The following is a 19007-nucleotide window of genomic DNA, read 5'->3' on the forward strand; positions in this document are numbered from 1 at the left end:
CCCAGGAAATTCTGGGCGCCGTACCTGTAACGCTTGGAATGGCGCTGACGATTTTCGTCTTGTCGACGCTAGTCGGCAGCATTTTTGCACTCGTCGAATACAGACGAGTCCCGGTGCTGCGAGAGCTCATCATGGCTTACAAGATCATCTTCAAGGGCGTTCCGATGGTCATCGTGATTTTCCTCGCCTATTTCGGTCTGCCCCCGGCATTCCAGTTCCTGCTCTCGTTGCTCGGGATCAACTTCAACGCCCACGAAACACCCAACTCGGTTATCCTTATTATTGCGGTGACAGGCTGTATCGCTGCGTTCCAATCGGAGATTATCAAAGGAGCCCTGAACGCCTTTGACACTGGTCAGTCAGACGCCGCCCATTCCCTTGGCTATACGAACGGCCAATTGTTCCGACGGATTCTGTTTCCCCAGGTGGCTCTCACGGCAATTCCCGACCTGACAACCTCGATGATGGTCATCATGAAGGCGCTTTCTCTCGGATTCGCCATCGAGGTCGTCGATATCTTCGCCCAGTCCCAGCTGACCGCCGCGCTGAACTACTACTACCTCGAAGCCTTCGTGATTGCCGTCGTGATCTACATGGTGATTGCCTATATCGTCACCCAGATTGCCGACAGGCTGGAGCAGGCGCTCAGGGTGCGGACGTGAGGGCAAGCATGTGGGAGAGGATCGCCCAGCTTCGGATATCGAGCCACACCTGGGAGACAATTCTTTTGGCCATGAAAAGCCCGAGGAGAACCTCAAATAGCCGATGTATGTACTGGTGATTTGACGCGATTCCATTGACAGCGGTCTTCCGCTATCATCATCCCGCCGACGCTACGTTGTGGATGCTCGGACAGGCGTTCGCCGCTGCCCTGTTCTGCAGTTCGAGCTTAAAACCATCGGACCGAACGCGCAGAGTGCTGCCTTCGGGAGCAACGCTCAATCGTTTCGCTGGATCATCGCGGCGCCGCTTCCGCAAAAAATGGATGAATCCAACGCGCAATTGGACCAATGAGTCAGTCAGTTTGTGGCCAAACGCTTGCTCCACTGCTTAGGGGCACATTGCCTCGGACATACACATTGCGTCTACTGACCAGCTAATGCATTGAAATACAAAGGAAAAATGGCGCACCCGACAGGATTCGAACCTGTGACCTCTGCCTTCGGAGGTAGGCCTCACATCCGCACACCCGGGCCCCATCAAGATGTTTTCCGCAGACTAAATCGCAGACTAATCCATAACTTTAGTCTGCGGAGTCCGGCTAAGTTATTGAAATAATGGCGCGCCCGAAGAGATTCGAACTCCTGACCCCCAGATTCGTAGTTTGAAGGTGACTGGTACGAGCGGTCGGACTCGAACCGACATATCCGTAAGGACGGCGGATTTTGAATCCGCTGCGTCTACCAATTCCGCCACGCCCGCAGCGTGCCGCCGATCCTACTTTAGGTCTCGGTTCCTAGCCTGCCCCGAGCGCCATTTTGGCCGAATTCTCACTCTTCACTCCCACACCGCCAGCCCGCTGAAATACGACATTCTTGAGACTGATTCCCAATGACCGCGCCTGCTGGTTGCGGCTCTCATTCCGTCATACAGAAGCGAGCATCCCGGCATGTCCCGACAAGCGAATACGCCTCGCTTCCTTGGTGGACAAAATCTCACCTCCGTCAAGTAATCGTGCAATCTCGGCTGAGACTTGATCCGCGGCGATCACCAACGCGACATCGAGATGGACATAGCGCTGCGTCACTCCTCTCGGTCCGTGCCCGAGCAATCCGGAGACGGTCAGTTCGCTGAAGCCGAGTGAAGCGGCGATGCTGGCAAAGGTGTGCCGGAGGGTATGCGGCGTCACGTTCTCCAACCCGGCGCGCCCGCACACCCGGTCGAGCACGCGGACAATTCCAATGAAATGGCCGTCCCCCCAGTCGGCGGGAAAGACATAGGGAGAGTTGCTGCGCTGTCCCTGGCTCATCAGATGCAGAATTGCGGCGTCGCCGGCAGCACGCATCTGCGCGCCGGACTTCGTATCCGGAAAGGCCACGCAATTGTCTTCCGGCTCGATCCATTCCTTCCGCATGGCCAGCACTTCCATGCGCCGGAAGCCGGTCAGCAGCATCGCGCGGATCGCTGCGAGGCCTGTCGGATGCTCGCCTTCACGTTCCATCTGCGCCATGATTTTTCCGAGATGGCGCACCTCGCCAGCGCTCAGACGCCGCTTCAATTTATTCGACGCAATCACACGCACACCGTTCGCGGGACTCTGCTCGATGATGCCCAACCGCCGCGCATGGTTGAGCAGGCTGCGCAGCGTGCTGATCGCTCGCCCGGCCACACCCGCACCGCCTGAAGTCTGCCCGCCGCGCCCTGCATGGCGCTCCCGCGCCGACTTGCCCGCCGCGATGTCTGCCTGAAGGCGCTCGATGTCCGCTAGCTTCAGGTGACTAACAACGCGCGTTCCGACAAGCGGCTTGATGTGCTGCTCGATGCGACTGCGATCGCCTGTAACCGACGAGGCTTTGATAGGACGCCTATTCCTGCCAAGCAGGCGACCGGCTTCCGCTTCCTCCAGATACCAGTCGCAAACCTGCGCCACCGTCATTCCCTCACGGGCGGCATGACGCTCTTGCGATGGATCGCCGCCGTCGATCACCGAGGCCAGCTTCTTCTTTGCGAGGTCACGCGCGACTTCGGCTGTCAGCACACCGCACTGGCCGATCACGAACCGCCGCGTCCTCCGCTCGGCGTTTCGATATTGGATGATGAACGTTTTCGTGCCGGAGGGTTTGACGCGCACGCCAAAACCGCGCACCTGGGAATCCCACACGAAAACATCGCGGTCGGCGTCACGCTCCAGGGCGTCAACGAGCTTTTTTGTAAGTTTCGGCATTCAGGCATTCCTTTTCAGATACGGCTTTCCTTTGCTGCGAGACGCGGCTTGACTGGAGGCGCGCGCGATCGGGAATATCTGCTTCCCCACGCAGGTGCAGCATCGCCGGGGAAGCAGGGGGGAAGCACCAGAACGGAAATCCGGGGTGTTTGCAGCGTAGGCCCGGCGACAGGGGTGTCAATGTAAGTTATTGATACGTAGGGATTTTTAGCGCTATGGGATAAAAAGACTTGCTGTAGCGAAAACCGCCGGAACGGGTTGCCAAGGTTGGGGTCGAGCGTTCGAATCGCTTCACCCGCTCCAGTTTCCTTGAGGGGAACCAAGCGATTAAGAGGCGCCTTTCGGGGCGCCTTTTGCTTACGTGGCGAAAAGAGTGTCCCTGCCATGAGCGATGCGCGGAAAGCCGCACTGTGACCAGCAGGTGTCACAGCTCTTCTATTCCGTTGTGCTAGCTTTTTTTCTGCGCCGAATAGTGTGCGACTGCGCGACGGCCATTTTCAACTCGGGCGTGATCTCCAACGGTGCATTCTCTGCCCCATGTTGGTTCTGTAGCCCCTGGACCTGGACGGTCGGAAATGGGAGTTCGATGCCCTGTTCCTTGAAGACCTGGCGGAGGCGTACATAAAATTTGCGTTTCATACCGAAGGCACCTCCCGGCTTGGTTGTGGCCTTGACCCTCAATACGATGCCGTATTCGCCGAACTCCTGTACGCCCTGCATCTTGATCGGGTCGAGCACCCAGTGTTTGAACTCGGGATCTTCCGCCAGTTCGAGGCCGATCCGCTTGATCAGCTTGCGAGCGAAGTCGATATCGGTGTCATAACCAACGGTGATGTTGAATTTGTCGATAACCCAGTCACGGCTCTGGTTCTGGACTGCCCCGAGTTCACCGAAAGGTATTGTGAACAGCGGACCACGATGGTGGCGCAGCTTCACCGAGCGCAGCGAAAAGCTTTCCACAGTACCCTTGTAATTGCCCGATGAAATGTATTCGCCAACACGGAACGCATCATCGAGCAGAAAAAACACGCCTGAAATGACGTCCTTGACAATGGTTTGTGCCCCAAAGCCCACCGCGACGCCGACGACGCCAGCGCCGGCGATCAATGGGCCGATCTGGATACCCAGCGAGGCGAGCATCATAAGCACCGCCATCACGATGATCGATGCGAGCAGAATATTCTGGAGGATCGGCAAGAGCGTATGCAGCCGCGCCTGCTGCGGATCGAGGATCGGGACGTCCTCGTCGCTGATCACAGGGTGCGGTGTTTCGATGCCCAGCTTTCGTTCGATCAAAGCTTTGATGATCGACCAGCCGAAGTCGGCGGCAAGGGCAATGACCACGACATTGATCAAGCCGCGCAATATGAATGTTGTCGTCGTATCACTGCCCCGCATGGATTGCATGTCCAGACCCCAGACACGTGCGAGAAGGTAAGCCGCCGCCAGGATGAAAATCATTCGGATTCCGCGATCGATGACAGCGATCGTCACCGCCGGGATCGTGGGCCGGCCGACGTCTTCCGAACCTGGCCGCAGAACGAAATTAACCCCGCGCTGCGTCACCACGATTGCCAAAGGCAGGAAGAATGCGGCGAAGGTGAACCAGAAGTATGTATAAAGGCCGGCGATACGCTGCAGGAACAGGACGACGAAATAAGCAGTCAATAGCCATGTCGCTTCCGTGTGACCGATGTGGCGCGCACCGTCTCGCTGCGTTCTTGGCCGACGCCAAATGGCGAGCAGCAGGAGCAGCAGCAGCACGAAATCGGCGACCAGTGACAGGACCGTCATTCCGTCCTGATCGATGCCGAGACCTGGCAAGAGGATAAACGCGGCGCCGAAGAAGGCGAAGACGCCGACGATCCGGGGTAGCCAATAGGACCAATGGTCAGCCGCTTCGTTGGTGATCGGCAAAGCACGAACCTCGACGGCGTTCTCGACGTTCATGAAGGAAGGGACGAGCGTGGCCATGACGTACATGCGCACACCCCATGTAACGACTGCCGCCATCAGAAATGTCAGTACAATCTCGCGGATAAGCATCGGCCAGTCGAACAACATGAACGCGCCGGCGCTGCCCAGTGCGAAAGAGACTATCAGCATGCTGGAATAAAGCAGGCGGCCACCAATCTTCTTGGCTCGCCCAACAGGCGTATCCTTCAGTTGCGCGATAATCCAAAGACGAAATGGACGGGTGAGCTTGAATGTTGCCCAAGTGAGTGCCAGGCCGGCAGCGATGAACATTGCAATCAGCACAAATACGCCGGCAGGCCCCTTGCTGGACATATCCTCCATCGTCTCTGCCCGAACGCGCGCGAACTGGCCTGGCAGCAAGGGCAAAGTTCGCACGATTCTTTCGATATGATGCCTGATCCCATCGAGCGTCGAGGATGCCATCGTATTCATCTGGCCTGGTGCGGCCACAGCGCCGGACGATGCGTCGGTCGGCGAAGCCCCTCTCTCGGCGGGCGCTCCCGTTGATCCGGCGTCCTGATTTCGCTGTTCGGCCACCCAGGCCTTCACTGACGGATCGTCGAGAAGCTCGAGCAGCTGTTTGACCCTTTCAGGCGGGACGGTCGCCGGCGCCTGCGCCTGCGCCTGACCAGCCAACAAAAGGGCGATCCCAAAGACGAGCGGCCTGGCAATCAGGGCAAACATCGCAGTCAGGTCTCCGAGACGCCGTGCCGGGCGCGCCAGGTTCCTGGCGCCCAATCGTCGAGTCATGAGTGGCATCGTGCTGTTAACCTTCCGGTCAGATCGGCGAGCAACGACATCTATGTCCGTTGTTGCCCTACCTTGAAGAAACCGATGTTGCGGTGCAAGACGTCATCGTTCCGAGCCAGACCGTTGCGCCGGGTACTTGGCGGTGTTTATTTAGCCGCGGGGGCAGGACATTCCGACCTCGTCCCAGGCCTCCGGCCGTTCTATGGACTGGGCATCGACGTTAAATCTCAGGAACTGATTTCCTGAGTTGACCAGGACAGACCTTTGGCGGTCGCTCGGTGGTCAACTGCTTCGCGCACCGCTGCGGACATTCGAAACCATGATGTTGCTTGAGATGAAATGCGCTTCCGGGTCGGCACTGCCATGCGGCAAATCAGGCCGGGAGCCGCCACATTCGCACACGACCTGTACCACGCAATTCCGTTTCCTGGAGTGGGTCGCAAGCAAAATTTGGTCCAAGCAGTTGATGAGTTGCATCCGAAATACGGATTTCATCGGGCTCCGCGGACGTTTGGATACGTGCGGCGAGATTAACGGTGTCGCCCCATAGGTCATAGGCAAACCGCCTTTTGCCTATGACGCCCGCCACGATTGGTCCTGAGTGAATTCCAATTCTGAGTCTTATCGGTTCTCCTGCGAAGCGTTCGCGCTTAACCGCCTTCCGCAGTTCAAGTGCATAGTGCGCAAGGGCTTCCGCATGATCGGATCGCGCGGTGGGCAGGCCAGCGACCACCATCACACAATCGCCGATTGTCTTGATCTTTTCGCAGCCGTATCGCTCCGAGAGCAGATCCGCCGCCTTGAAGAAGTAATTTAAAATAGCGAGCGTCGTCACGGCTCCGACGCTCCGCGCTCTTTCCGTAAAGCCGACGATGTCGGCAAAAAGCACACTCACCTCCGCATGGTTGTCTGCAATTTGTTCGTGCGCTTTTAGCCGCTCCGCGATCGACGCCGGAAGAATGTTGAGGAGTAGGGCTTCGGCGCGCTGGTATTCACGCGACAATCCCTCTTGGCTCGCCCTCAACGCCTCGTTTGTCGATTGTAATTTCTCGTTGAGTTGACGCTCCCTCTCTTGCAGAAGCGTCATTTCATAAGCCTTCTGTTGAAGCCGCTGCCTATTGTCGCGTTCGGCAGTGGCGTCAAGAAAGAGCAGCCACACGCAGGCATTGTCAGCAAAAAGATGGAGGTCCGCGACACGCCCGCTGGGCAGTTCGACCATGGCCATATCATATGGAAGCTCCGGGCAGGGCAACAAACCTTCCATGAATTCAAGCTGCTCGGCAACAGGCTTACCTATGCGAACTGACGAGAGTCCGTAATGGTTAACGTTACCGCCCTTCGCAGCTATGCAAAGCTGGGCGTCGATTTTCAGATATGCGACCGAGCGCTCGTTGTAGAAGAAATCGTAAATCCAGCTTTTAACTTCTCTTGGCAAGACATTCATGGTTTATTTGCTGACCATCGAAGCAAGTTGACGAAACGCATCATCAACATGTTCGCCCGAAAGCGCACTTGTTAGATAGATTTGCCATCCAAGTTGCCTCAGTTCGTCAATTTCACTATCCGATATTGCCCACCGATCGGCCAGATCGGATTTGTTGAACAGCAATACAAACGGCATAGCGCCGAATTCAGCCTCGGCCCGCTCGCGCAACGTGAGCGCAACGGCAAGAGTAGCAGCGCGTGTTCCATCGACGACAAGCACGAGCCCACTCGCACCTCGCACATAGCTGACGCGGAATGAGCCGATATCGTCTTCGCCGGCCAAATCCCACAAAATCAGATCCACGGTTTTGTCCGGGAATGCGACACTCTTCTTGTCGATTTTCACTCCCACCGTGGTCAAGTAGGTTTCTGAAAAGATGCTTTGCACAAACCTGCGAACCAGACTCGTCTTTCCGACAGCGAACCCGCCCAACATACAGATCTTCTTTTGCAATATCCTGGGCTCCGCCTAGTGGAAGTTTACCGTAACCGAAACTCTGCGGTTGGCGGAGTTCCCGGTTCGGCTATTTTCAATCTCCGCTGGCTCAAAGGTGCCCGCGCCGCGAACCAAGAGCAACTCCGGATCGACGCCGCGCTTCTTGAGAAGCGCACGAACTGTCTCCGCGCGCGCGGCGCTGATCGACAACTTGGCCGTTTCACGGCCCGTCTCGTCCGAATGGCCGGTCAACATGAACTGTGCTGTTACGCCTGCCTTGCGGGCGTCCTCGGCCAATTCCTTCAACTGATTCGCCAATTTGTCGAGAACCGGCAGTTGCTCTGGTCCCGGTACAGCCTTGCCAGAATCGAAGAAAATGTTGACCGCTTGAATAGCCTCCCTCAAATGAGTGAGTTGCGGAGGGGTCAACTCACGCAGCTCGGAGAGTTCTAGAGAGAGTCCGTCCGCGGACAGCTGTTGGGCGGCGACCCGCGCCCGATCTATCCAGGCGGCAGGAGCTTCACCCTGGGCAACGATGCGATCCTTGATGATCGAAAGCCGTACTGAATCCGGCGGAGTCAGCGACGCCATCAGCCGCTTCACCACGAACTTCGGATCAAGGCTTTGATAGAATTGCCACTGTGAATGAACGCGAGCAGGATCGACCCCTGTTCCGGACAGCAGAGCCTTCGGGTCGGCGGCCTGCGGGTCTCTCAGGCCGGAAATATAGAAATGTCCCCCCCTCGCCGTTTGTTGGGCGACGATGATTCCCGCTTGGGCCTCCAGTCGCGACACATAAGTCTGCCAGTGCTCCGCCGCGCGAGCCTCGGGGCTCACATCACGAACCTTGGAGATGTCGAATTCCGGTCCGCCTGCCGAGAGCTGTCGGGCCGCTGCGCGTGCGCGGTCTATCCAGATGTCGGGAGCCTCACCCTCGGCAACGATGCGATCCTTGACGATCGAAAGCCGTACTGAATCCGGCGGGGTCAGCGATACCATCAGCCGCTTCAGGACGAACTTCGGATCAAGGCTCTGATAGAATTGCCACTGCGAATGAACGCGGGCGGGATCTACCTCCGTTCCGGACAGCAGAGCCTGCGGGTCGGCGGCAAGCGGGTCTCTCAGGCCGGCAATATAGAATTGGCCATCACGCACCTTTTGTTGGGCGACGATGATTCCCGCTTGGGCCTCCAGTCGCGACACATAAGTCTGCCAGTGCTCCGCCGCGCGTGCTTCGGGGCTCACATCACGAACCCTGGAGATGTCGAATTCCGGTCCGCCTGCCGAAAGTTGTTGGGCCGCTGCGCGCGCCCGATCTATCCAGGTGTTGGGAGCCTCACCCTCGGCAACGATGCGACCATTGACGATCGAAAGTCGTACTGAATCCGGCGGAACCAGCGACGCCGTTAGCCGCTTCAATACGAACTCCGGATCAAGACTCTGATAGAATTGCCACTGTGAATGAACGCGGGCGGGATCGACCTGCGTTCCGGCCAACAGCGACTGCGGGTCGGCGGCAAGCGGGTCTCTCAGACCGGCAATATAGAATTGGCCATCACGCACCTTTTGTTCGGCAACGATGATGCCCGGCTGGGTCCCCAGTCGCGACACATAGGTCTGCCAGCGCTGCACGGATTGCCAGGAAAGAAAGAACCAACCGCCTGCCGGAATCAAAACCAGCAGGACTGCAGCCACGACCAGCCACGGAAATCCCTGGTTTGATTCCTCCTGCTTCAGTTCAACGCAGGTCTGCAACTGCGTCTCTACGCCGGCCAACTGCGAACTGTCGCCGTCAAACTGCTCTAGAGCCTGTGAGCATTCATCATGGATGCGAAGCAATACATCGCGAATTATTTCATGTAATTCCTCCGGCGGATTTCCCCGGATCACCGCAACCAAGGTCGCAAACGGTCCAACTTCCGACCAGAGACGAAGCTCTCCGAAACGAATGGTATCCAGGCCGCTCTGTTCTTTCTCGTTAAATGAGTCTTTTACAAAATCTTGAATTGCACTAAGCATAGAAGAAATGAGTTGAGGATCTTCGCTAGTTGCATTATCGGCAGTTACATGCGCTATCAAAAGCCCGGAATTGCGATTGATTAGAAAGACGTGTTCTACACGATAAACAAGAGAATGCTTAAGAACAACTTCTGAGAAGCTTGCTCCTGTTCTCCACGCTTCAAGTCTCCACTTGAGCCCGTGCCAGGTAAATATATGTCTTAAAGTTTCATTCAACGATTGAAAGGTCTGGTCGATCTTTTCGCCGATCGACTTGCGAATAGCCGGCAGAAACACCGGGTACAATATATCCGTCAGCGTACGCGGGCTCTTCTGGATGGACCGTTGCACGGCCCTCTCGACAGCTGGCGCAAGGGCCTCTCCGAGTTGCGCATGAGGCGCACGTGCGGCTGCACTGGGGAGAACGCTCCCCACTGCAGCCGCAAGCTGCTCGGGTTCGTCGAGCAGGTGCGTAACTCGTGAAAGCTCCGAAATTTCGCGGCCGACCAGCAACTGGCGCAGCGTTTCCATGCGAGGGTCGGCGGTTGGGATTCCGTCGAGACGCGCACGATAGTCCGGATCAACGTTCCGGGCAATTTCGATCAAAAGGCGAGCCAGCGCCTCGCGATCAATCTCTGTATCGTTCGAAGCTGCTCTTTGAGGGAGGCTGATTGGGTCGACAGTCGACGTCAAGTTCCGATCAACTCACTTTCCAGGTACGCTCCGAGTTGTTCTTGCTGCCGACGGGATCCTGATTTAGACATTTTGCAACCTCAACAAACAGGCCAGCCAAAAGATTTCGGTCGGTCTTGACATTGCCAAGATCGGAAAACATTTTCTCCATCAGCATCTGAATGCTTTCATTCTTTTGCTTGATTTCCTCACGCAGCAAATGATCGTTTCGATTTATCCGGTCCGCAACTTCCCGCTCAAGCTCGCTCAACTGATCCGACAACGCGCGCACCTGCTTTTCGAGCGCCTGATTTTGCTCGCGAAGATTCCGATCAATCTCCTTATCGGCGTCGGCTCGCGCGTCTTTTTCGTTCCGCAATTGCGCCGCAAGCGAGTCAACCTGCTTCTTTGCATTTGACTCGTACATTTCAAGATTGCGCTTGGCCTCGGATTCGACATCCTTGAAGCGCTGCAAGACCCGTTCTTCAAGCTTGGAAAAGCGGCGGTCATAGTCCTGCATCTGGTTGCCGAACAGCAGATCACGTATCTTGTCGACACCTACAGCGTCGCCGGGGGCTCCGCTCTCGCGAGCCTGGCCCGCCATGAAGGTCAGCCCGCTTCCGTCTGCATTACTTATCAGATTTGCGTCCGCTTTATTTGCCGAAGAAGCGGTACTCGAAGATTCCTTGGCCATCCCATGCCCCTTCTTTTGAACATTGCCACAGCGCTAATTTAGCAACTGGTAAACTTGCCAGTAAAATTGTCGACCCGCAAGCCGGAATCTTCGCGGCTTAAGTCGGTTCGAACGTCCCCATTCGGGTAGATTTCGACATGCGGCTCGATCCGGATCAGCTCGCGCTCGCGTCTTCGCCCGCGATCATCTTTATGCAGATGAAATGCGAGAGCGGAGATGCCCTGGCGCATCGACCCCAGCTCCAAGCCGTCGGGCATGCGCGCTGCCATTCAGCCTGTGTTCAAGTCTTTTTTGCCCGCCTCCAATTCGCCCTTATCTTGACAGGGCAGTGCTGCCAGCCGATGCCGTCATCCGGTTTTGACATTTGCCAACTCTTGCCGAAGAAAACGAAAGCTCGATGATCCAGGATGCTACCGCAGGGCGGTGTGGTACCGATGCTCAATGCCGAGCAAACCGTCGGCACAATGCGTGCCGGCATCCGCCGGCAGACCTGCCAGATACTGGATATAGTGGTGATGGACGATGGGTCGACGGACTGATCGGCGTCGATTGTGACGGCCTACGCCGAGAAAGATCAACACATCTTGTTCTACCTCGAACCAGGCGCGGGTAAGACGGCGTGGCGCATGATCCCTTGGTTTCAATCGTGGTTCCTGCGCACAACGCGGAGGTAACGCTGGCGCGCTCACTCGATTGCCTTCTTGATCAGGAAATAATGGATTGGGAGGCGATCATCGTCGACGACGCCTCCACGGACCGCACCCCTGCGATCATCGCCGGTTATGTAGAGCACGATGCCCGATTTCGGATGTTGAGCTCTTGCGCGCATAGCCCCGCCGGCGCGCGCAATAGCGGGATTTCGAAGGCGCGCGGCCACTGGCTCATGTTTCTGGATGCGGACGATTGGGTGGATGCCAGCTTCCTTGCCAAAATGCTGGCCGCACTGAAATCCGCTCCCGATGCAGTGGCTGCCTATTGCGGTTCCCGACGCGTGATGCCCGATGGCGAACTCACGGCGTCGAGCATCGCAACGGAGGTTGCGATTCAACCCTTCGAAACGTTCGCCCGCCGGTGTGCCGTCCGCACTCACGCGCTGCTGGTCGATCGGGAGATAATTGTCGAGTTGGGCGGTTTCGACGTGTCGCTGCGCACCTGCGAGGACTGGGATCTGTGGCAGCGCCTCGCACGTCTAGGCAAAAATTGGGTGATGGTCGACGAGCCGCTCGCTTTCTATCGGGCCAGCCCCAACGCGCTCAGCCGCAATTCGGCGCAGATGCTGGCAGATGGCGAAGTCGTGATCGCTCGCGGCTTTTCCGCCGATCCCAGGGTCAAACACCCGGCATCGGCTCACGCCAATGGAGCGACCGACGCGAACGGCCACACCGCTTCAGAAGCACTCGCGTGGTTCGCGTTGTGGAACGCCGCATCGGATTGCGGCTGCGGCTCGCGCTCGATCAACCCGCAGTCCCTGCGCGCGCTCCCAGCAGGACGTAAGTGGGCGCGTGAGATCGCCAAGGTGGCCGTCGATGGCCTTATGGTAGGAAGCCTGTCGGTGCCAGCGCAATTGGCTGCCAGGTGGGACAGGTTCGGCGCTTCCCTCACCGAGTTGATCCTCGAACTCGGCAAGGTCTGGAATAATCCGGACGCGGCTCGCCGCGTGCAGTATCACTTTGAGCAAATGCTGCTCGATGTCGACGATCTTGCCGCGCCGCGCAGGCTGGCGCGGACACTTGGAATTCGTGTCGACGTGCGAAATCCGGCCTCGATCGAAGTACCGAAAGGAATCGATCAAATCTATGCCCATCTGATGATGGATGGCCAGATCGAGGCTCTCGTGCAGTTCGGCGTACTCGGGAGAGTGACGAGGCGTCATTGGATTGAATTGATCCTGAATTTCCTGCCCTCTGAGCGGCCTATGCACAGTGCCGCGCGACTTGCGAGGCGATCGCCTGTAGATGCACCGCAAAAGGGCGCCGGTGCCGACAAGTCAAACATGTCTGCAGCCGAGGCATTGTTGTCCATGGCGGGACGCCGGTCTGATCAGGACAGCCATTTCGGCAAACTTGCGGGATTGGCCGCGGAAGCGCAGGCGCTGGTTCGGTCGAGCGCCGAAACTAAAGAGCCTTTTGCAGCGCCGCGCCGTGCACGGGCCGCGGATGGGCGCGACAATGACCGCACATCTTTCTGGAATCGCCATTTTGCGATCGAGGATCCCTGGAACTACGGTTCGCCCTATGAGCAGGAAAAATATGAGCGGCAGCTCGAAATTCTGCCTGCCGGTCCCATCGGACGGGCGCTTGAGCTGGCCTGCGCGGAGGGCCACTTCACGCGGCAGCTGGCGCCGCGCGTGGGCCATTTGACCGCAACTGACATCTCCGCCGTAGCCGTCGGGCGGGCGGGCGCGCGATGCAGTGATCAGCCGAACGTTGAGTTCGGCGTACTGGATTTTTCTGCGGACACGCTGCCGGGCGAGATGGATCTGATCGTCTGTTCGGAAGTGCTCTACTACCTGGACGATCTCACCGAGTTGCGGCGCATCGCCAAAAAACTTGTTGAGGCGTTGGCGCCTGGTGGCAGTTTCATCAGCGCACACGCATTCGTGCTACGAGACAATGTTGAAAGGACGGGCTTCGACTGGAACACATTCGGTGCACAAGCGATCTCAGAGACGCTGGCAGCGACCCACGGCCTCGTTCTCGAGCAATCGATCCAGACCGAGCTCTACCGCATAGACCGCTTCCGCCGCCTGTCACCAGGCGACGTGGCGACGGAACCGACGATAGATCATGTGCCAATCCGCGCCCCCATCGAAATCGGAGTCGCGCGAAATATCGTCTGGGGCGGGGCGCGGGCCTTGCGCCGCGACGTCGCACATAGCGAGCGGCGGCAGCGTATCCCTGTCCTCATGTATCACAGTGTCTCCGATGAAGGTCCGGCCGCGCTCGCCCGTTTTCGGCTCGCGCCCGCCGCATTCGCCAGCCAAATGACATGGCTGCGCGCCAATGGCTTTCACGCGATTAGCTCCGAGCAGCTGGAATGGTTCATCGCCAACCGTCAGCCTTTCGTTGGCCGCCCAGTGCTCATCACCTTCGATGACGGCTTCCAGAACTTTGCCGACCATGCCTGGCCGGCCTTGCGCGCGAACGACCTGACCGCGGAAGTGTTCCTGGTGACGGACTTGGTGGGTGAAAGTGCACAGTGGGACGCCTACAGCGGCCCGCCGACGCAGCTTATGGACGCCGGGACGGTGCGACGCCTCGCCGGCGAAGGTGCGTTCTTCGGAAGCCATCTGGCGACGCATCGCGCGATCGATGGTCTGTCGAGCTCTGACTTGGCCGCCGAGCTCCTGCGCTCTCGTATGTTCATCGAACGGTGGACCGGTCGGCCAACCGCGGCGTTCGCGGCACCCTTCTCTGTCACCGACCGACGGCTTGGCAGGCTGGCCAAGGAGTGCGGCTATCGAATCGGCTTCGGCGGCAGACACGGACCGGCGGACCTCGATTGCGATCCCATCGACCTTCCGCGCATCGAGATTCGTGGGGATCGTTCGCTCGATGACTTTGTTGCCGTTGTCGAGGCCGTGCTCGCATGAACCGTGAACTTGTCAGTGTCTAGATTCGTAACAAATTGGTTCCGCTTTTTATTCCGTGTCCCGCCCGCTTACCTCGTTCGCAAGTCTATTGGGCGACTTGCGATACGGCTGACATCAGCTCCTGCGGGCTTGGCGCCCCAAACATGTATCGCCCACCCTCTGGAACCTCCGTGAAGCTCCAGCGGACGATCCCCTGCCGGTCCAGCAGGAACTGACCGACCAATTGTCCGTGTCCCGTTGCTAGCATCTGCTCGTCGGCTTCGGTCAGCTCGTAATGGTCCCTCTTGTTGAGCATTTCACTGGCCGCAAGAGGATCCATAGGACCGGGCAACTCGCCTGGTATGTCGACCCGCATATCCTTTGCCGCTGCCATCGAGACCTTGTACGGCCAGTTCGTCTCGTTTTGGGTGAATTCGAGATTGGGCAGTCCAAAAGCACGATGTGAAGCGCGTTCAGGATCGGAGGCCGCAAGCAGATTCGGCATCGGATGGTAGCGGAAATAGAGACGCGCCCGTTCGATCGGCGTGTTGACCACCGTCAGGCTCTCCACGCCCCTTTCGCGCAGCTCCGGATCAAGCCGCGCCTGGGCGGCGATATGGCGCCGGCAAAACGCGCAATGCAGACCTCGAAACAGGCCGACCAGCACCGGTTTTTGGCCGCGAAAATCGTCAAGCGCGATCTTGCCTTCCTGGGTAATGGCGTCGAGTACCACGTTTGGCGCACGGTCGCCCGGTTGAAGCGGCACCAAGTCACTACGCGCGGACATTTCCAACCTCCACCCCGGCTAGTCGAGAAAAGGCAGCACCACAAGCGCTTCCGGGTCGAGCCCGTGCTGGGCGCATATACCCTGCGCCAGGGAAAAGTAGCGTTCGGCCTCGGCCAGATTGTCGAGATCGAGATTAAGCGTTGCGAGACCATCATAACACGGAAACAGCAGTTGGGGTTCGCCCGTTTCGCGAGCTACGTCCAGTGCTTCGTGGAACAACCCAACCGCCAGGTCCGGGCGGCCGTTGCACTGGTGGATTTGCCCAAGCACGATCAAAGGCACCGGCAGGTGCTCGCGCTGGTCGAGCGCACGGTCGATCTCAATGGCCTTCTCGGCAGCGGGTACGCCCTCCGTTGGACAGCGATCCGTGAAAGTACAACAAGCGACCGCCAGATTGGCGAGGAGGCGCGCCTGGAAACCCAAATCACCAATACGGCGCGCCACTTCAAGACCGCGCCGACAGACCTCCATTGCCTTTGCGGGATCGATGGTCGTGTAAAGCACGCCGAGATTGGTGTAGCCGCGGCAGGCCGCGCCCAGCAGACCGGCGGCTTCGGCCAATTCAATGCTACGCTCAACCTGACGCACGGCCTCACGGTTTCGCCCAAGGCGAGCCAGCGCGACAGCCTTGGTATTGAGTGCCTCGGCGGTCACAAGAGTGGCATCACACCTTACCTCGGAGACATGCTCCGTTGTCAGTGTGCCTACGCAATCCAGCGCCGCGTCTGCCCATTTTGCCGCGAGAGCGTGATCTCCGCTACGGAACGCCTGTCGGCCACGTTCTTGCCACAGATGCGCCTGCTCGATCGGGGCATCCGCTCCATCGAGGAGCGCTGCCGCCTCGGCATAGCGGGGTTCTGCCTTGTCCCGCTTGCCGACATCCCAGAGTAGCCGACCGATCTTACGCAAAACTCGCGCCGAGGCGACGCGATTGGCTGACTCGCGGTATGCCTGCAACACCGTCTCGTAGTGGTGGTGCGCGATCTCACGGCGGCCTGCCGGGCCGCTCAAATCGGCAATGCGCTCTGCAATTGCCAGTTTGAGTGGTGTTTGCCCGATCGCGCCCAACGCAGTCAGTGCTCGCTCGTAGAAACGAAGGGCGTCGTCGTTGGCATATATCATGCGAGCGCGATCGCCTGCCGCCTGCAGGTAATGCGCGCCCTTCTCCCGCTCGGCGCTCTGTGCAAAATGATGACCCAGCACGGTCAAATCCTCGAGCCGTTCCGGCTCGTCGCCGCACAGTTGCTCCAAGGCAGCACCGATCCGCCCGTGGATTTCGGTCCGGCGTTGCAGGAGCAGATTCTGGTAGATCACGTCCTGCAGCAATGTTTGCGTAAAGCGGTAGCTTTGAGACGAGACCGAGCCTGATCCGGCAACTTCCTCGATGATTTCCGCATCGCAAAGCAGTTCGCAGCCGGCTTCGAGCCGGCCGGGGTCGGCTGTCACGGTTTTCAGAAGTGTGGCATCGAAGCGCGGGCCGATTACCGCGGCCTCCTGGGCCAACCGGCGCACCTCTTGGGGCAGCCGGTCGACGCGGGCAAGCAACATTGCCTGGATAGTGGCGGGGATGCCGGTTGCGACTTCGCCTGCCACAGTCCGCCATCGCTGGCCCTCTCGCACCAGTACACCGCGATCGATAAGGCCGCGAACGATTTCCTCTACAAAAAGGGGGTTGCCGCCCGCGCGCTCGAGGATCTGGTCGAGAAGCCCTCCCGCGGAGCTTACCCAGCTCTCGCCGAAAAGCGCTGCCAGCAGGCTGCGTCCGTCATCATTGTTGAGTGGCGGAAGCCTGAGCGCTGTGTGACTGACCCGACTTGAGTCGAGCTGGTCGTTGTCCGGCGCCGGACGATGCGTGACCAGCAACATCAACCGCGTGCGTTCCAACCTGTCCATCACGAAACGTAGTGCCTCGAGCGACACGGCGTCGGCCCAGTGCAGGTCTTCGACGACAATCAATAGCGGCGACAACGCAAGCCGCCGTTCGATGATTGTGCGGACTGCGTAGAGAATTTGCCGCCGCAGCTGCTCGGGCTCGACATGCTGCAAGGTGGCATCGGGGTCGCCAAGGCCAAGCACATGGTAGAGCAAAGGCATCAGCCGCTTCGCCTCCTCGCCCTGCAGGCCGAGATCGGCAAGCAAGCCTGCGAGCTTCCCCCGCATTTCGTCCCCATTGTCGTTTTGCATCATCCCGGCAGCGCTGCGCACCACTGCGCCCAAGGCGCCAAAAGATTGTTCACCCAGCGGTGAGCACGTGGCCTGCCGCACGGCGACGTTGCGAAAACGCTCGTCGTCGCCGACGCGGGCGACGAACTCCTTCACCAGCCGCGATTTCCCGATGCCGGCTTCTCCGACGAGGCGGACAAGTTGGGCCGAGCCGCCGCACGCCTGGTCAAGGCTCGCCATCATTCTATTGAGCTCCGCCCCACGACCTATTAGCGGCGCACTGAGGCCGAGCGCCTCGAGCCCGCGCGCTGCACGCGGCACCGCTAGCGGTGCGTCCAGTCGATGAACGAGCACGCTGCCAGCCTTGCCGCGAAACACGACATCACCCAGCGACTCGTAAGAGAAGGCATGCCGGGTCAGCCTGTGAGTGAGCTCGCCTACCAGCACCTCACCCGGTGCGGCCAGCGATTGCAGGCGTTGCGCCGTGTTCACTGTGTCGCCGGTCACGGAATAGGATCTGGCGGCGCCGATGCCCAACCCGCCAGTAACGACCGGACCAGTGTTTATGCCGATGTGGAGTAACAGAGGCGAGCCGGAGTGGGGGGTGCTTTCGCCGAGCCGCGCCGTCCGGGCGATCATGTCGAGAGCGGCACGAAGCGCGCGTTCCGGATCGTCCTCATGCGCGACCGGCGCACCGAACAAAGCGAGCAGCGCATCGCCGATGAATTTGTCGACGAACCCACCAAAGTTTCGCACGGCCGCCGTCAATTCCTTGAACAGTTTGTTCTGCAGCGCTTGCATGACCTCGGGGTCGAGCTGCTCGCTGAGTGTCGTAAAGCCGCAAAGGTCGGCGAACAGGACCGTTACCGTCCGGCGATCGGCGTCAGAGACGGGATGCAGCCCTTCTTCGCTTTCGATGTTCGGAAGCAGCGACGGAGTTCGAGAAGGCGACACAATGGTCCGGCTTGGTGCCGGAGCAGGCCGTTCGACGGCTTTTGCGGGCGCACCGACGCTTGCCCCGCATTTCGGACAGAACTCGAAATCAGGTGCGCAGGTGTAGCCGCAACTGGCGCATGGCACGGGCTGGCGCCTGCCACACCTCGGACAGAAGGCGTAACCGCCCTCAATCTCGAAACCGCAGCCTGAGCAGTCCATCGAACAAGACCTCACTAGTGGCCGTGACGGCGTGATCTCGCTCGCACTTCACGGCCAGGCTATTCACAAGGATGCACCGATAGCCGTCGGCGGGCAAGCGGCAGCGGCCGATCCGTGTGGGTCCGGTGGCAGAGCGCTACCCATGACCTCTGATGCAACGGCTGGCTCGCAAACGCTGTCACCGACGTCTCGCGCGCGTTTCTGGCCGCCAGCTACGGTCATCTGGGCCGCTTCGCCGAGGCCGGCGCGCCATGGCAGGAGGTGCTTCGCGTCAATCGCGACTATTCGCTGGATACCGCTACAAAGTCTTGGTCTGCCACAAGAACCGGTCGATTTCGAACACGTGGTGGATGGGCTCCGCAAGGGCGGTGTGGTGCAATGACAGGTGAGGCCTGTGCGGCGGGGTCAGACGCCAGAGGCTCGCCGATGGATCGC

General features: G+C 59.1%; 12 protein-coding genes, 1 tRNA gene and 1 pseudogene. 4 read left to right on the forward strand and 10 right to left on the reverse strand.

Features of this window, described 5'->3' with window-relative positions; all coding sequences use genetic code 11:
- The first annotated feature begins 8 nt into the window (after positions 1-8).
- Positions 9-662 (forward strand): amino acid ABC transporter permease, encoded by a 654-nt coding sequence (locus NKH41_RS11625; protein ID WP_352932714.1) that lies wholly within the window; start codon positions 9-11, stop codon positions 660-662.
- Positions 663-1335: 673 nt separating this feature from the next.
- On the opposite strand, the gene NKH41_RS11630 is transcribed toward NKH41_RS11625, so the two are convergent.
- The 8 genes from NKH41_RS11630 to NKH41_RS11665 form a co-directional block, all read right to left on the reverse strand.
- Positions 1336-1422, reverse strand: a tRNA-Leu gene (locus tag NKH41_RS11630).
- Positions 1423-1585: 163 nt separating this feature from the next.
- On the reverse strand, positions 1586-2884 hold the full coding sequence (locus NKH41_RS11635) for a tyrosine-type recombinase/integrase (protein WP_352770063.1): 1299 nt from the start codon (positions 2882-2884) through the stop codon (positions 1586-1588).
- 435 nt (positions 2885-3319) lie between these two features.
- Entirely contained in the window at positions 3320-5545 is a 2226-nt protein-coding gene (locus NKH41_RS11640; protein WP_352770065.1) for a mechanosensitive ion channel family protein, read from the reverse strand.
- A 439-nt stretch (positions 5546-5984) separates the two neighbouring features.
- Positions 5985-7055 carry an adenylate/guanylate cyclase domain-containing protein gene (locus NKH41_RS11645; protein WP_352614629.1) on the reverse strand — a complete coding sequence of 357 codons (1071 nt, stop codon included), beginning with the start codon at positions 7053-7055 and terminating at the stop codon, positions 5985-5987.
- 3 nt (positions 7056-7058) lie between these two features.
- The gene (locus NKH41_RS11650; protein ID WP_254818889.1) at positions 7059-7550 is read right to left on the reverse strand and encodes a Rab family GTPase; all 492 of its coding nucleotides are present in this window, start codon (positions 7548-7550) and stop codon (positions 7059-7061) included.
- A gap of 15 nt (positions 7551-7565) precedes the next feature.
- Positions 7566-10223, reverse strand: coding sequence for an OmpA family protein (locus NKH41_RS11655; protein WP_352470875.1), 2658 nt, complete (start codon positions 10221-10223; stop codon positions 7566-7568).
- Between the two features lie 7 nt (positions 10224-10230).
- A complete protein-coding gene (locus tag NKH41_RS11660; RefSeq protein WP_352470876.1) occupies positions 10231-10896 on the reverse strand; it encodes a DUF3450 domain-containing protein in 666 nt (221 codons plus the stop codon).
- 38 nt (positions 10897-10934) lie between these two features.
- Positions 10935-11153, reverse strand: coding sequence for a hypothetical protein (locus NKH41_RS11665; protein WP_352500816.1), 219 nt, complete (start codon positions 11151-11153; stop codon positions 10935-10937).
- Positions 11154-11303: 150 nt separating this feature from the next.
- Between NKH41_RS11665 and NKH41_RS11670 the strand changes: the two genes are divergently transcribed.
- Both NKH41_RS11670 and NKH41_RS11675 read left to right on the forward strand, forming a co-directional pair.
- Positions 11304-11435, forward strand: a complete 132-nt coding sequence (locus NKH41_RS11670) for a glycosyltransferase (protein WP_352470878.1) — start codon at positions 11304-11306, stop codon at positions 11433-11435.
- Between the two features lie 80 nt (positions 11436-11515).
- Positions 11516-14488, forward strand: coding sequence for a trifunctional glycosyltransferase/class I SAM-dependent methyltransferase/polysaccharide deacetylase (locus tag NKH41_RS11675; protein WP_352770068.1), 2973 nt, complete (start codon positions 11516-11518; stop codon positions 14486-14488).
- Between the two features lie 85 nt (positions 14489-14573).
- Here NKH41_RS11675 and NKH41_RS11680 read toward each other — a convergent pair whose 3' ends face one another.
- Positions 14574-15254 carry a peroxiredoxin-like family protein gene (locus NKH41_RS11680; RefSeq protein ID WP_352470916.1) on the reverse strand — a complete coding sequence of 227 codons (681 nt, stop codon included), beginning with the start codon at positions 15252-15254 and terminating at the stop codon, positions 14574-14576.
- A gap of 18 nt (positions 15255-15272) precedes the next feature.
- Positions 15273-18572 carry an adenylate/guanylate cyclase domain-containing protein gene (locus NKH41_RS11685; RefSeq protein WP_352770070.1) on the reverse strand — a complete coding sequence of 1100 codons (3300 nt, stop codon included), beginning with the start codon at positions 18570-18572 and terminating at the stop codon, positions 15273-15275.
- A 171-nt stretch (positions 18573-18743) separates the two neighbouring features.
- Between NKH41_RS11685 and NKH41_RS11690 the strand changes: the two are divergent.
- A pseudogene (locus NKH41_RS11690) lies at positions 18744-18954 on the forward strand (adenylate/guanylate cyclase domain-containing protein); the annotation flags it as partial.
- Positions 18955-19007: the final 53 nt, after the last annotated feature.

This window comes from Mesorhizobium sp. M1169, assembly GCF_040318345.1.
In the GTDB taxonomy this organism is placed as follows: Bacteria; Pseudomonadota; Alphaproteobacteria; order Rhizobiales; family Rhizobiaceae; genus Mesorhizobium.

Coding starts and splice junctions, on each gene's coding strand:
- NKH41_RS11645 (WP_352614629.1), bottom strand. CDS start 7,055: ATGAATGTCTTGCCAAGAGAAGTTAAAAGCTGGATTTACGATTTCTTC.
- NKH41_RS11685 (WP_352770070.1), bottom strand. CDS start 18,572: ATGGACTGCTCAGGCTGCGGTTTCGAGATTGAGGGCGGTTACGCCTTC.
- NKH41_RS11640 (WP_352770065.1), bottom strand. CDS start 5,545: ATGTTTGCCCTGATTGCCAGGCCGCTCGTCTTTGGGATCGCCCTTTTG.
- NKH41_RS11670 (WP_352470878.1), top strand. CDS start 11,304: ATGCTACCGCAGGGCGGTGTGGTACCGATGCTCAATGCCGAGCAAACC.
- NKH41_RS11660 (WP_352470876.1), bottom strand. CDS start 10,896: ATGGCCAAGGAATCTTCGAGTACCGCTTCTTCGGCAAATAAAGCGGAC.
- NKH41_RS11680 (WP_352470916.1), bottom strand. CDS start 15,254: ATGTCCGCGCGTAGTGACTTGGTGCCGCTTCAACCGGGCGACCGTGCG.
- NKH41_RS11635 (WP_352770063.1), bottom strand. CDS start 2,884: ATGCCGAAACTTACAAAAAAGCTCGTTGACGCCCTGGAGCGTGACGCC.
- NKH41_RS11665 (WP_352500816.1), bottom strand. CDS start 11,153: ATGCCCGACGGCTTGGAGCTGGGGTCGATGCGCCAGGGCATCTCCGCT.